Consider the following 13,611-nt stretch of genomic DNA (forward strand, 5'->3'; position numbering starts at 1 on the left):
TGGCCGGGTTGATGGCCCCATCAGCAGGGACTCAGCGTCTGGCCAGCCACCTGGTCGGGTTGATGGCCTCGCCCTGGTAGCGGATCTCGAAGTAGAGTCCGGGTCTGTCCTGGCCGCCGCTGTCCCCGACCAGGGCCACGGGTTCCCCCTGCTCCACCTTCTGCCCGGTCTGGCGCAGCAGCGACTGATTGTGACCGTACAGACTCATGTAGCCCTTGCCGTGGTCGATCACCAGCAGCATGCCGAAGCCGTCGAGCCAGTCCGCATAGACCACCTGGCCCGGTGCGACCGCCTTGACCTGGGTGCCTTCACTGGCCCCGATCAGGGTGCCCTTCCACTTGAGCTGGGCGGTGCGCTGGGAGCCATAGGCGATGAGGATGGGGCCCTGCACCGGCCAGCGCAGATTGCCGCCGGTACGCAGGCCGCCATAGCCGCCGGCATTTGCCTTGGCCCCCTTGTCGGCGGCGGCTTGCTGCTGCGCCACCCTGTGCTGTTGCTCGGCGACGCGCTGCTGCTGGGCGGCCAGCCGCTGCTGTTCACCGACCTGGCGCTGCTGGGCCGCGATGCGCTGCTGCTCCGCAATCCGCTTCTGTTCGGCGGCCAGGCGTTGTGCCTCCAGGCGGCGCTGGCGCTCCTGCTCGGCCTTGATCTTGGCGAGGCGCTCCCGCTCGGCCCGCTCGCGGCGTTCCTGCTCTTCCCGCTTGCGCCTGAGCTCTTCCAGCTTGGCCTTGAGGGCCTGCTCCGCCTTGACCAGCTTGCCGAGCTTCTGCTCGTCGGCCTGCACCGATTGCTGCAACTGGTTGCGCACCTTGGCGCGGCTCTGCTGGCTGGCGAGCAGGGTCTGGTGATGCTGCTGCTGTTCGCCGAGCAGGGTCTGGAGCCGGTTCTCGGTCTCCTTGGTGGCGAGCTGGTTTTTCGCCAGCTTGGCGCGGGTGGCGCGCAGCGTCTCGATGGCCTCGATGCGCGCCTTGTTGAGGTAGTCGTAGTAATCGAGAGAGCGGCTCAGTTTGGCCGGATCCTGCTGGTTGAGCAGCAGCTTGAGATAGTCGTGGTTGCCCGCCTGAAAGGCGCTCTCGGCCTGCTTGGCCAGTAGTTGTTTCTGGCGCCCGGCCTGCTGCTCCAGTTCGCTCTTGTCCTGTTGCAGTTCGACCAGCTTGCGCTGGTTTTGTCGCAGTCGCCCCTTGGTCTCGTCGAGCTTGGCGGCGGCGGCGGAAATGGCTTGCTCGTCCTGCTTCAACTGGGCGTTGAGCCTGGCGAGTTCACTCTTGCTGAGCTTGATGGTCTTCTGCTGCGCCTTGATCTGGGATTGCATCTGACCGAGGTCGTTGGCCGCCGACGCCGGGGTCGGGACAAACGCAAAAAACAGCGCGCCTGCCAACAGGCAGACGCGACTGGTTTGGTGTGAAATAACTTCGCATCCCCGCATGGGGCAGGATTATTTCAGAATCATCAGGGGCTTGCCAGTCATTTCCGGCGGCACAGGAAGACCCATAAGAGTCAGTATGGTCGGGGCCAGATCGGACAGTTTGCCCCCTTCCAGTACCTCGGCCTTGCGACCGAAATAGATGAGGGGAACCGGCAGATTGGTGTGGGCGGTGTGGGCCTGACCCGTCTCTTCGTCCAGCATCTTCTCGGCGTTGCCGTGGTCGGCGGTGATCAGGCACTCGCCACCCACTTCCGCCAGGGCCTCGGTGACGCGACCGATGCAGTGGTCGACGGCTTCGCAGGCCTTGACGGCCGCATCGAACACGCCGGTGTGACCGACCATGTCGCCGTTGGGGTAGTTGCAGATGATGACGTCGTACTTGCCGCTCTTGATGGCGCCGACCAGCTTGTCGGTCAGCTCGCCCGAGCTCATCTCCGGCTGCAGATCATAGGTGGCCACTTTCGGGCTGGCGACGATCTCGCGGTCTTCGCCGGTGAAGCAGGACTCTTCGCCACCGTTGAAGAAGAAGGTGACGTGGGCGTACTTCTCGGTCTCGGAGATGCGCAGCTGGGTCTTGCCCTGCTTGGCGAGCCACTCACCCAGGGTGTTGACCAGGGCAGTCGGCGGGTAGGCACAGGCGGTCTTGATGTCGGCCGCGTACTCGGTCAGCATCACGAAGTTCAGGGCCGGGGTGGCGGTGCGGGCGAAGCCGGTGAAGTCACTGTCGACGAAGGCACGGGTGATCTCGCGGGCGCGGTCGGCACGGAAGTTCATGAAGATCAGGGCATCGCCATCCTGCATGGGGGCGGCTTCGCCGATGCGGGTGGCCTTGACGAACTCGTCGTTCTCGTCGCGGGCATAGGCGGCAGCCAGAGCGTCGGTGGCGTTGTCGGCGGTGAACTCGCCCTTGCCCTGAGTCATCAGGTCATAGGCTTGCTGCACGCGATCCCAGCGGTTGTCACGGTCCATGGCGTAGTAGCGGCCGATCATGGAGGCGAAACGCCCCTTGCCCAGACGGGCGAACAGGGCATCGAACTGCTCGATGGAGGACTGGGCACTGCGCGGCGGCACGTCACGGCCATCCAGGAAGGCGTGGAAGTAGATCTGCTCGGCGCCACGCTTGGCGGCCATCTCGATCATGCCCATGATGTGCTCTTCGTGGCTGTGTACGCCGCCCGGGGACATCAGGCCCATGATGTGCACGGCCTTGCCCTTGCTGACGGCGCCATCGACGGCCTTGCCCAGCTCGACGTTGTCGAAGAAGGTGCCTTCGGCGATATCCTTGGAGATGCGAGTCAGCTCCTGATAGACGATGCGACCGGCGCCGATGTTGACGTGGCCCACTTCGGAGTTGCCCATCTGGCCGTCGGGCAGGCCGACATCGAGGCCGGAGCCGGAGATCAGGGTGCTGGTGTAGTCACGGGCCAGGCGGTCCAGGTTGGGGGTCTTGGCGGCGGCGACGGCATTGTGCTCTTGCTTGGTGCTGTAGCCCCAACCGTCCATGATGACCAGAACCAGGGGTTTCTTCGCTGTTGACATAAGACTATGTCCTCTTGGATAGGAATGAACTGGGGGAAGTGAAACTAGCGTAATATTACTACATCTGCCGAAATAGTCACCTGATCCCCAAGTCCCTAAACTCCTTGGTCTTTCTGCTGTTATCACCCGGTTTTGTGCATGTTGCCAGCTTGTCGACAGGGCATGTGGTGACGAGGGGATCGCCGCTCGGCGCTCTTCGCAGAGATAGGTTTCCCCTGCTCGGGATGGTGGCGCTGTCAGGGTTCCCATCATGATGGGAGCCCGCTCCCGCTTTGCCGCCAAGATGGCTGATCTTCTCCAGGCCCCCATGTATACTCGGCCACTTGTCTCGGTCTTTGGATAGTAAAAGATGCAAGAGTATTTGGATTTTGTGACCCGCAATCCGCTGCTGTCGGCAGCCTGGCTGGGTCTGGCCGGCACCCTGGTCTACACCACGGTGCGCGCCACGCTCTCGCCGGTCAAAACGGTGAATAATCACGGCGCTACCCTGCTCATCAACCGTGAAGATGCCATCGTCATCGATACCCGCGGCCAGGACGAGTATGCCAAAGGCCACCTGGCCGGGGCCCTGCACCTGCCGCTCAGCCAGATCCAGGGCAATAACCTGGGCACGGTTGAAAAGCATAAAGATGCCCCCATCATAGTGGTGTGCGAGTCGGGGATGACCGCCGGTGGCGCGGCCCGCCAGCTGAGCAAAGCCGGCTTCAAGCAGGTATATGTGCTCGGTGGTGGCATGGCCCAGTGGCGTGCAGATAATCTGCCGGTAACCAAAAAACGCTGAATTAAGGGCGTGCGCCCAATCTTTTTATCAAAGGAATCAAACGAATGGCTGACGAAATCAACAACCAGGAAGTACAACCGGAATTCCACATCCAGCGCGTTTACACCAAGGATGTCTCCTTCGAAGCGCCCAACACGCCGCACATCTTCCAGAAAGAGTGGCAACCGGACGTCAAGCTGGACATGGATACCAAGACCAGCATCCTGGCCGATAGCGTCTACGAGGTCGTGCTGACCCTGACCGTCACCTGCAAGCTGGAAACCGAGACCGCCTTCCTGTGCGAAGTGCAGCAGGCCGGTATCTTCAGCATCGGCAACCTGCCGGAGCCGCAACTGGCCCACTGCCTGGCCGCCTTCTGCCCGAACATCCTGTTCCCCTATGCCCGCGAAGCCGTGGCCAACCTGGTGAGCAAGGGGTCCTTCCCGCAGCTGAACCTGGCGCCGGTCAACTTCGATGCCCTGTTTGCCCAGCACATGGCGCAGGCTCAGCAGGCGACAGCGGAAGCCTGATCCATGGCCGACCCGATCGCGATTTCGGTGTTGGGGGCGGGGTCTTATGGCTCCGCCCTTGCCATTTCTCTGGCCCGCAACGGCCATCCGACCCTGCTGTGGGGCCATGATCCGGCCCATGTGGCCGTGTTGGAGGCGGATCGCTGCAACAAGGCGTTTCTGCCCGACGTCCCTTTCCCTGCCGATCTGCAACTGACGGCGGATCTGCAGACTGCGGTGCAAGCGGCGCCCGTACTCTTGCTGGTGGTGCCGAGCCATGTGTTCGGCGACGTGCTGGCCCGGGTCAAGCCGTTCCTTCGCCCGGATACCCGGATCGCCTGGGCCACCAAGGGGCTGGAGCCCGATAGCGGCCGTCTGCTGCAGGATGTGGCCCGGGAGGTGCTGGGGGATGCCATTCCGCTGGCGGTTATCTCGGGCCCCACCTTCGCCCGCGAGCTGGCCGCCGGCTTGCCGACCGCCATCTCGGTGGCCTCCACCCACGACGACTTTGCTGACGATCTCTCCCACCTGCTCCACTGCGGCCGTTCGTTCCGGGTCTACACCAACCCGGACTTCATCGGTCTGCAGCTGGGGGGGGCGGTCAAGAACGTCATTGCCATCGGTGCCGGCCTCTCCGACGGGCTGGGCTTTGGCGCCAATGCCAGAACCGCGCTCATCACCCGGGGTCTGGTGGAGATGCAGCGTCTGGGCGCCGCCCTCGGTGCCGATGCCAAGACCTTCATGGGAATGGCGGGCCTGGGGGATCTGGTACTGACCTGTACCGACAACCAGTCGCGCAACCGCCGCTTCGGTCTGGCGTTGGGCGCAGGTAAGGATGTCGACACCGCCATGACCGAGATAGGCCAGGTGGTGGAAGGGTATCGCAACACCAAGGAGGTGCATCTGCTGGCGGCCCGTTGCGGCGTCGAGATGCCTATCTGCGAGCAGATCTTCCAGGTGCTCTACCAGGGCAAAAACCCGAAAGAGGCGGCCATCGCCCTGCTGTCGCGAGACAAGAAGGACGAGTGATCGGCCCGCCGCAGAATGCAAAAGGCCCCGCCAGCTGGCGGGGCCTTTTCTTTGTCGCATGTCTTTGCCACAAGGGCAGCAAATCAGTAGTAGGAGTGATCGCCGCGCTGGTGTTCGGTGGCATCCTTGACGCCGTTGAGCTCGCCCGGGAATTTCTCCAGCAGCTGCTTCTCGATCCCCTCTTTCAGGGTGTAGTCGACCATGGAGCAGCCGTTGCAACCGCCGCCAAACTGCAGGATGGCCAGCTTGTCTTCGGTCAGCTCGACCAGGGTCACCTTGCCACCGTGACCGGCCAGCATGGGGTTGACCTCTGAGGTGAGCACATATTCGATACGGTCGATCAGGGGCGCATCGTCGGCCACCTTGCGCATCTTGGCATTCGGTGCCTTGAGGGTGAGCTGGGAGCCCATCTGGTCGGTGACGAAGTCGATGGTGGCATCGACCAGGAAGGGGGCGCTCAGGGGATCGACCAGGCAGTCGAAGCCGCTGAAGGGCAGGTGTTGATCTTCCGGGTCTACCGCATCCGGCGGGCAATAGGATACGCCGCACTCGGCATTCTGGGTTCCCGGATTGACCACAAACACCCGGATATTGGTGCCATCAGGTTGATTTTCCAGCAGCTTGCGGAAGTGGGCCTGGGCGGTGTCGGAAATGCTGATCATCACTATCCTCATAAACCTGAGTGTACGACTAGGGTATTCATGATAACGCGGTTGCCTGTCCTTGGGTAGCAAGTGTTCGCCTCGCGAGGGAGACGGCATGGCCCCGGCCCGGCGGACTCATCCCCTGGGATGGGGCAGGGTGCGACACAGGGCCCACACCTCTATCTTCTCTATGCCGCTGTGGCGCAACAGACGGCTGAGCTGGGCCGCGGTGGCTCCCGTGGTCACCACATCATCGAGCAAGGCCACGTGCCGGTATGGGTGGGGCGCCAGCGCAAAGGCGCCCTTGAGATTGCGTCGGCGCTGACCGGCGCTGAGCTGGGTCTGTTGAGGCGTCGCCCGGATGCGGCGGATCACCCCGGTGTCGAGGGGAATGCCGGTGAGGCGACTCAGGTCGGTACCAATCAACTGCGCCTGATTGAAGCCTCGCCGCCATTGCCGCCACCAGTGCAGGGGAACGGGCAGGATAGCCTCGGGGGGATTGTCCAGCACCAGGTGATCGGCCAGCAGCCGGGCGAGCAGGGGGGCCAGCAAGAGGTCGCCGCCATATTTCAGGCGAGGAATGAGCCAGGGGTAGGGGGCCTGATAGTCGCCTATGACCTGCAACCTATCCCAGGGGGGTGGTCGGCGCTGGCAACGCCCGCAGAGCGGCCACGGTTGTGTGAGGGGCGCGGCGCAGAGCTGGCAGCGCTGGGAAGATTGTTTGAGGCTGGCGCGGCACCAGTGACAGAGCAGGGGTTCCGTCGTGCAGGGCTGGCGGCAGAGCAGGCAGTGGCCCAGCCAATCGGCGCTGGTACCCAGCATCGGACTTGCTTTGGCGAGCAGGCGCTTTAACATGCGATACCCAATAGGCTGGAGTGAGGGAGTCTGATGAGCATAGTGGTGGAGCGCCTCGGTCAGGGGCAGGATCTGGTGTTGTTGCACGGTTGGGGCATGAATGGCGCCGTCTGGCATGGGATAGTGCCCCTGCTCAGTCCCCATTTCCGGCTGCATCTGGTGGATCTGCCGGGCTTTGGTGGCAGCCCCCTTGCCGAGGGGGTCGAGTATGACCTGCCCTGGCTGGCTCGCGAGGTTGCCGCCGTCTTGCCGGTGCGAGCCCACCTGCTTGGCTGGTCCCTGGGGGGACTGGTGGCGAGCCGCATCGCCCTGGATCACCCCGAACGGGTGGCCTCCCTGGTGACGGTGGCCAGCTCTCCCTGCTTCCTGGCCCAGGAGGAGTGGCCCGGCATAGCGCCCAAGGTACTCGATGGCTTCATGGCTGCCCTGGGGGGGGACTTTCGCCAGACGGTGGAGCGCTTCCTCGCCATCCAGGCCATGGGCAGCGAACACGCCAGGGATGATATCCGCCAGCTCAAGCAGTGGCTGGCCGAACGGCCTGCGCCGCAATTGCCAGCCTTGACGGCGGGGCTGACCATGCTGGCCGAGGTGGATCTGCGGGACGAACTGGCGCAGCTGACACCCCCCTGGCTGCGCATCTATGGCCGTCTCGATTCCCTGGTGCCTAGGGCCAGCATCCCCCTGCTCGACGAGCGATACCCCCACAGCGAGCATCAGGTGCTGGCCAAGGCGTCCCATGCGCCCTTCATCTCCCACCCGGAGGCATTTGTCACCGGCTTGATGGACTGGCTCGCCAAGGTGAACAAAAAGTGAGCTCATCGCTTTGATAATCGCCCCCGGCGGTGGATACTTAGCCCATTGCCAAGGAGAGCACCAGATGCAGATTGATTCCGCGTTTACCACAGGGCTGCAGGGATATCAGCGCGCCGAGCAGAGGGTCGATGACGCCAGCACCGCCATCGCCCGCGCCACCCTGACCCCGAGCGAGCCGCAAGCCGCCCCGGGCGAGATCACCGAGGAGCTCATCCACCTCAAGCTGGGCGAGTTGCAGGCCGGTGCCTCGGCCAAGGTGATCCAGACCGCCAGCGACATGCTCGGCAGTCTGATCGACATCCGGGTCTAGGGGCCCGGCTCCCCGGTCGGCGCACCGCCCCATGAGCCTCAACGTCACCCTTCCTCCCGGCCTGCCCACGACGCTGCAACCCCAGACGGATGCGGCGCGCAGCGACAATCGCCGCGCCGAGCTGATCCCCCGGCCCCCGGAAGGTGCCGCCTCCGGGGGAAGCCAGAAGTCTGCCAGCCAGCAGGAGCAGGCGAGACAGGCTCCCGGCCATGGGCCGGGACGGGAAGGCGTGGGCAAGGAGGGGGATCCGCCCTTCGGCGTGCATCCTGGCCGGCACAGGGTCGAGGAGCGTGAGTCACACTCGGGTCATGGCGACGGTCAGCAGGGCCAGGGGGAGAGGCAGAGCGAGGCGGGGCGGGCTCGGGAGTCTGGGGGAGGAGCCAGAACCCAGTCGTTCGAGCCGCCCCAGACCGGATTGCAATTGCGCCCGGCCGGTCCCCCGGGGTCGGTGGCGGCCACGGGGGGCGTGTTGAATGCCTACATGGAGCTGCGCAGTCAGGCCATCGCCCAGCGTTATCGCGGCGCCAGTCGGCCTGCCGCCCCCCAGCAGCTCGATCTGCGGATCTGACCCTGGCCAGCACATTTCCGAACAATCGAAAGCCCCTCGCGGGGCTTTCGGTTTATCGGGGCTTTACTTCCTGGCCTTGGCGAAGGCGGCGGCAAAGGCATTGCCGAAGGCGCCATGCTCGGCGGGCGACTTGCCCTGGCTGGCTGGCCGTGCCGGTTTGGCCATCTTGCCCTGGGTCGGTGCGCGGCGCGGCCCTTCCCCCCTGGACTTGCGCTCACCGGCCTCGCCCGCCTGCTGGTCGAGGCGCATGGTGAGGCTGATGCGTTTGCGCGGGGCATCCACCTCCAGCACCTTGACCCGCACCACATCCCCCGCCTTGACCACCTCGCGGGGATCCTTGATGAAGCGGTCGGTCAGCGCGCTGATGTGGACCAGGCCATCCTGATGCACCCCGAGATCGACAAAGGCGCCGAAGTTGGTGACGTTGGTGACCACCCCTTCCAGCACCATGTCGGGCACCAGATCGCTGATCTTCTCCACCCCTTCCTTGAAGGTGGCGGTCTTGAACTCGGGGCGCGGATCCCGGCCCGGCTTGTCCAGCTCCCTGATGATGTCGGTGACGGTGGGTACCCCGAACCGCTCGTCGGTATAGTCGGCGGGTCTGAGGCTCTGCAGCAGGCTGCTGTTGCCGAGCAGGGTCTCGACCTGTTGCTGGAGCCGCGCCAGGATCCGCTCCACCACGGGATAGGATTCCGGATGGACTGCAGAGCCGTCCAGGGGGTGGCTGCCGCCGCGAATGCGCAGGAAGCCGGCGCATTGCTCGAACGCCTTGGGGCCGAGCCGGCTCACCTTGAGCAGTTGCTGGCGGCTCTGGAAGGCGCCGTGCTCGTCCCGGTAGGCCACTATGTTCTGGGCCAGGGTCTGGGAGAGGCCGGAGACCCGGGTCAGCAGCGGCACCGAGGCGGTGTTCACATCCACCCCGACCGCGTTCACGCAATCCTCCACCACGGCATCGAGCTTGCGGGCGAGCTGGCTCTGGCCGACGTCGTGCTGGTACTGGCCGACGCCTATGCTCTTGGGATCTATCTTGACCAGCTCGGCCAGGGGATCTTGCAGGCGGCGGGCGATGGAGACGGCGCCGCGCAGGGAGACGTCCAGCCCCGGGAACTCCAGGGAGGCGAGTTCTGAGGCAGAGTAGACGGAGGCGCCCGCCTCGCTCACCACGATCTGCTGGGCCCTGGCCTCCGGGTAGCGTTTGAACAGTTCGGCCGTCAGGCGGTCGGTCTCCCGGGAGGCGGTGCCGTTGCCGATGCTGACCAGCTCCACCTTGTGCTTCACGCACAGATCCCGCAGGGTCTTGAGGCTCTGCTCCACCTGCTTCTTGGGTTCGAACGGATAGATGGTGGCGGTGTCGACCAGCTTGCCGGTGGCGTCGACCACGGCCACCTTGACCCCGGTGCGGATGCCGGGATCCAGCCCCATGGTGGTGCGCATCCCCGCCGGGGCCGCCATCAGCAGATCCTGGAGGTTCATGGCGAACACCTTGATCGCCTCCTCCTCGGCCCGCTCGCGGATCTGGCCGATGAGCTCGGTCTCCATCTGCAGCGACAGCTTGATCTTCCAGGTCCAGCTCACCACCCCTTGCAGCCACTTGTCGGCGGCGCGCCCCCGGGCCTGGATGCCGAGCTGGTGGGCGATGATCCCCTCGCAGGGGCTGGCGTTCTCGTCGTCACCGGCGACCAGGGCCAGATTGAGCACCCCTTCGTTGCGGCCGCGCAGCATGGCCAGCACCCGGTGGGAGGGGGCCTTGTGCAGCGGTTCGTCGTGTTCGAAGTAGTCCTTGAACTTGGCTCCTTCCTGCTCCTTGCCCGCCACCACGCGGGCGCGCAGGGTGGCGTTGTGCCACAGGTAGTCCCGCAGCCGGGCCAGCAGGGGGGCTTGCTCGGCGAAACGCTCCATCAGGATGTAGCGGGCACCATCCAGAGCCGCCTTGGTATCGGCGATGCCCGCCTCGATATTGAGGAAGGCGGCGGCCTCCTGCTCGGGGTCCCGGGTCGGGTCGCCGAACAGGCGATCGGCCAGGGGCTCGAGGCCGGCCTCGATGGCCATCTGGCCCTTGGTGCGGCGCTTGGGTTTGTAGGGCAGGTAGAGATCTTCCAGCCGGGTCTTGGTATCGGCCTCGGCCAGTGCCCGGGCCAGCTCGGGGGTGAGCTTGCCCTGCTCCTCGATGGAGCCGAGTATGGTCCTGCGTCTCTCTTCCAGCTCGCGCAGATAGCCGAGCCGGCTCTCCAGGGTGCGCAGTTGAGCGTCATCGAGCCCCTGGGTCACCTCCTTGCGATAGCGGGCGATGAAGGGGACAGTGGCCCCTTCGTCCAGCAGGCGGATGGCTGCGTTCACCTGCTCGGGGCGGGCACTCAGCTCGGTGGCTATCTGTTTTTCTATGGTATGCATCTGTGCTCTCGATCCTCATGGTCACTGGCTGGCGGCTCGCGAGCCCACCCCGCGCGGGGTTAGAATAGAACCCAAGTGGCAAGGACATGTAAAGATGAAAAAAAGCGATTATATCACCCGTGAAGGGTGGCTCGAACTGGACCGAGAACTCAAGTACCTGTGGAAGGAGGAGCGTCCCAGGGTGACACAGGCGGTCTCGGAGGCGGCGGCCCTCGGCGATCGCTCGGAGAATGCCGAGTATATCTATGGCAAGAAGCGGCTGCGGGAGATAGACAGGCGCTTGCGCTTTCTCACCAAGCGGCTCGACGCCCTCACCATAGTGGATCCCAGCCCCCAGCAGGAGGGTCGCGTCTTCTTCGGCGCCTGGGTCGAGCTGGAAGACGAGGCGGGCCAGCGGGTGCGTTACCGGCTGGTGGGGCCGGACGAGTTCAACCTGGCCGAGGGCAAGCTCAGCATCGACTCCCCCCTGGCCCGGGCCCTGCTCAAGAAGCAGGTGGACGACGAGGTGGAGGTGAACACACCCTCCGGCCTGCAGTTCTGGTATATCAACGAGATCCGCTATCGCCCCTTCGAGGCGCCGGGTCACGCCCGCACGCAATAACCGGTAACATATTTCACCTTGGCCGGGGGCGGGGGACGACCTAGGATGAGCCCTCATGGGTAAGGAGAGGCAAGATGAGTCAGCCATACAAGGTGCTGGTGGTCGATGACGACCTCAAGCTGAGGGCCCTGCTGGAGCGCTATCTGAGCGAGCAGGGATTCGGGGTGCGCGGGGTCGCCAATGGCGAGCAGGCCGATCGCCTGCTGGCGCGGGAAAACTTCAGCCTGATGGTGCTCGATCTCATGTTGCCGGGGGAGGATGGCCTCTCCATCTGCCGCCGCCTGCGCGAGGCGGGCAACCCGATCCCGGTGCTGATGCTCACCGCCAAGGGGGACGAGGTGGATCGCATCGTCGGCCTCGAGATGGGGGCGGATGACTATCTGCCCAAGCCGTTCAATCCCCGCGAGCTGCTGGCCCGCATCCGCGCCGTGCTGCGCCGTCATACCGTCGAGCTCCCCGGCGCCCCTTCCGCGGCAGAGAAAATGGTGAGTTTCGGTGCCTATCAACTCAACCTGGCGACCCGCGAGCTGAGCCGTGATGGCGAGCCGGTTGCCTTGACCAGCGGTGAATTCGCCGTGCTCAAGGTGCTGGTCAGTCATCCCCGCGAGCCCCTCTCCCGGGACAAGCTGATGAACCTGGCCCGTGGCCGCGAGTACACGGCCACCGAGCGCAGCATAGACGTGCAGGTGTCGCGCCTGCGTCGCCTGCTGGAGCAGGATCCCGCCCAGCCCAGGTACCTGCAGACCGTGTGGGGCCTGGGTTATGTGTTTGTGCCGGACGGGGGCAGCCGATGAGGCGTGCGACCAGCATGTTCTCTCGCACCCTCTGGTTCCTGGCTTCCGTGCTGGTGGTCTATCAGCTGGTCTCCTACCTCGCCTTCTACAACTACCTGCTGGAGCCCACGGTCAAGCAGATCAGCCATCTGCTGGCCAACCAGGTCAAGCTCATCTTCCCGGCGGGGCGCGAGGGGGGCATGCCCGAGGATGCCCAGCTTCTGGTCTATCAGGCGACCGGCATCGACATCTATCACCAGGACGAGGCCGAGCAGCACGGCTTGGCGGCGGCCAAGCACTATGCCTTCCTGGAGGAGGGGATTAGTCATGAACTGGGCGGGCCCGCCAGGGTGCGGGTGGAGATCCGGGATCACTACATCATCTGGGTCCAGCCACCCCAGGCCAGGGATGTCTGGTTGCGGGTGCCGCTCACCGAGATCGACGATGACGATATCCAGCCGCTCATCTACTACCTGACGGTGCTGCTGGCCATGATACTGTTTGCCGCCTGGTTCTTTGCCCGCCAGCTGATGCGCCCCCTGGAAGAGCTGGAGGCGGGGGCCGTCGCCGTGGCCAGGGGCCAGTTCCCCGATGCTCTGGGCGAGCAGGGCTCAAGGGAGCTGCGGCGCCTGACTCGCAGCTTCAACCACATGTCCCGTTCCATCAAGGAGCTGATCGAGGAGCGCAACCTGATGATGGCCGGGGTCTCCCACGACCTGCGCACCCCCTTGACCCGCATTCGGCTGGCGACCGAGATGATGTCGTCCCGGGAAGAGGGGCTCAAGGAGAGCATCAACGCCGACATAGATGAAACCAACGCCATCATAGATCAGTTCATCGACTACATCAGGCCGGCCGGCAGCATCGAAACCCGCCCCACGGATCTGACCCGGCTGATCCACGACGTGTTGCTGCTGCAAGGGGAGCAGGGGCTGGAGCTGGAGCTGGCCCTGCCGACCGAGGCCGTGCTGGTGGAGTGTCACCCCCTGGGCATGCGACGGGTGCTCAACAACCTGTGCAGCAATGCCGAACGCTATGGTGCCGGCAGGCTGCAAGCCGAGCTGAGGGATGACGGTCACTGGGTCCGGCTGCGGCTGGCCGACGATGGCCCTGGGATACCGGAGGCGGATCATCAGCGGGTGCTCAGGCCCTTCACCCAGGGCAATCAGGCCCGTACCGGCGGGGGCAGCGGGTTGGGGCTCGCCATCGTCGCCAAGATAGTGGCCCAGCACCATGGCACCCTCAGACTGGGCGTCTCGGACTGGGGCGGCCTGCTGGTGGAGATCCGTCTGCCCAGGCAGCAACCCCTGGAGTGGACCGACTGAGCGCCTGGCCTCGTATCGGCCGAGCCGCAAGCCAGGTGCGCGAATGACCCAGATAACACAGAGGGAGC

14 protein-coding genes are annotated in these 13,611 nt (G+C 64.8%); 9 read left to right on the forward strand and 5 right to left on the reverse strand.

Annotated features, from left to right (window positions below; all coding sequences use genetic code 11):
• Positions 1–31 precede the first annotated feature (31 nt).
• On the reverse strand, positions 32–1,426 hold the full coding sequence (locus BN1119_RS14145; RefSeq protein ID WP_041999184.1) for a peptidoglycan DD-metalloendopeptidase family protein: 1,395 nt from the start codon (positions 1,424–1,426) through the stop codon (positions 32–34).
• 9 nt (positions 1,427–1,435) lie between these two features.
• Positions 1,436–2,965 carry a 2,3-bisphosphoglycerate-independent phosphoglycerate mutase gene (gene gpmM / locus BN1119_RS14150; RefSeq protein WP_041999187.1) on the reverse strand — a complete coding sequence of 510 codons (1,530 nt, stop codon included), beginning with the start codon at positions 2,963–2,965 and terminating at the stop codon, positions 1,436–1,438.
• 349 nt (positions 2,966–3,314) lie between these two features.
• On the opposite strand from gpmM, the gene BN1119_RS14155 reads away from it, so the two are divergent.
• The 3 genes from BN1119_RS14155 to gpsA are packed head-to-tail and all read left to right on the forward strand — an operon-like array spanning position 3,315 to position 5,263.
• On the forward strand, positions 3,315–3,746 hold the full coding sequence (locus BN1119_RS14155; protein ID WP_041999190.1) for a rhodanese-like domain-containing protein: 432 nt from the start codon (positions 3,315–3,317) through the stop codon (positions 3,744–3,746).
• Between the two features lie 44 nt (positions 3,747–3,790).
• Positions 3,791–4,255: a protein-export chaperone SecB gene (gene secB / locus BN1119_RS14160; protein WP_041999191.1), complete on the forward strand. Its 465-nt coding sequence runs from the start codon at positions 3,791–3,793 to the stop codon at positions 4,253–4,255.
• A gap of 3 nt (positions 4,256–4,258) precedes the next feature.
• Positions 4,259–5,263, forward strand: a complete 1,005-nt coding sequence (gene gpsA, locus BN1119_RS14165; protein ID WP_041999193.1) for an NAD(P)H-dependent glycerol-3-phosphate dehydrogenase — start codon at positions 4,259–4,261, stop codon at positions 5,261–5,263.
• A gap of 83 nt (positions 5,264–5,346) precedes the next feature.
• On the opposite strand, the gene nfuA is transcribed toward gpsA, so the two are convergent.
• Together nfuA and BN1119_RS14175 are read right to left on the reverse strand one after the other, a co-directional pair.
• Positions 5,347–5,925, reverse strand: a complete 579-nt coding sequence (gene nfuA / locus BN1119_RS14170) for a Fe-S biogenesis protein NfuA (protein WP_041999196.1) — start codon at positions 5,923–5,925, stop codon at positions 5,347–5,349.
• A gap of 117 nt (positions 5,926–6,042) precedes the next feature.
• A complete protein-coding gene (locus BN1119_RS14175; RefSeq protein ID WP_041999198.1) occupies positions 6,043–6,762 on the reverse strand; it encodes a ComF family protein in 720 nt (239 codons plus the stop codon).
• Between the two features lie 33 nt (positions 6,763–6,795).
• Between BN1119_RS14175 and bioH the strand changes: the two genes are divergently transcribed.
• From bioH to BN1119_RS19665, 3 genes are all read left to right on the forward strand, one after another.
• Entirely contained in the window at positions 6,796–7,575 is a 780-nt protein-coding gene (bioH, locus tag BN1119_RS14180) for a pimeloyl-ACP methyl ester esterase BioH (RefSeq protein WP_041999201.1), read from the forward strand.
• 64 nt (positions 7,576–7,639) lie between these two features.
• Positions 7,640–7,885 (forward strand): hypothetical protein, encoded by a 246-nt coding sequence (locus BN1119_RS14185; RefSeq protein WP_041999203.1) that lies wholly within the window; start codon positions 7,640–7,642, stop codon positions 7,883–7,885.
• Positions 7,886–7,916: 31 nt separating this feature from the next.
• The gene (locus tag BN1119_RS19665) at positions 7,917–8,453 is read left to right on the forward strand and encodes a hypothetical protein (RefSeq protein ID WP_052448068.1); all 537 of its coding nucleotides are present in this window, start codon (positions 7,917–7,919) and stop codon (positions 8,451–8,453) included.
• 63 nt (positions 8,454–8,516) lie between these two features.
• Here the strand turns inward: BN1119_RS19665 and BN1119_RS14195 are convergent, their stop codons facing one another.
• Entirely contained in the window at positions 8,517–10,844 is a 2,328-nt protein-coding gene (locus BN1119_RS14195) for a Tex family protein (RefSeq protein ID WP_041999209.1), read from the reverse strand.
• Between the two features lie 94 nt (positions 10,845–10,938).
• Between BN1119_RS14195 and greB the strand changes: the two genes are divergently transcribed.
• The 3 genes from greB to envZ all read left to right on the forward strand — a co-directional run bounded on the left by greB (position 10,939) and on the right by envZ (position 13,543).
• Positions 10,939–11,445 carry a transcription elongation factor GreB gene (greB, locus tag BN1119_RS14200; protein WP_041999212.1) on the forward strand — a complete coding sequence of 169 codons (507 nt, stop codon included), beginning with the start codon at positions 10,939–10,941 and terminating at the stop codon, positions 11,443–11,445.
• A 74-nt stretch (positions 11,446–11,519) separates the two neighbouring features.
• Positions 11,520–12,239, forward strand: a complete 720-nt coding sequence (gene ompR / locus BN1119_RS14205) for an osmolarity response regulator transcription factor OmpR (RefSeq protein WP_041999215.1) — start codon at positions 11,520–11,522, stop codon at positions 12,237–12,239.
• Positions 12,236–13,543 (forward strand): two-component system sensor histidine kinase EnvZ, encoded by a 1,308-nt coding sequence (gene envZ, locus BN1119_RS14210; protein WP_041999218.1) that lies wholly within the window; start codon positions 12,236–12,238, stop codon positions 13,541–13,543. The genes ompR and envZ overlap by 4 nt, the downstream gene beginning before the upstream one ends.
• The last annotated feature ends 68 nt before the right edge of the window (positions 13,544–13,611 follow it).

The organism is Aeromonas bivalvium (assembly GCF_000819765.1).
GTDB classification, from domain to species: domain Bacteria; phylum Pseudomonadota; class Gammaproteobacteria; order Enterobacterales; family Aeromonadaceae; genus Aeromonas; species Aeromonas bivalvium.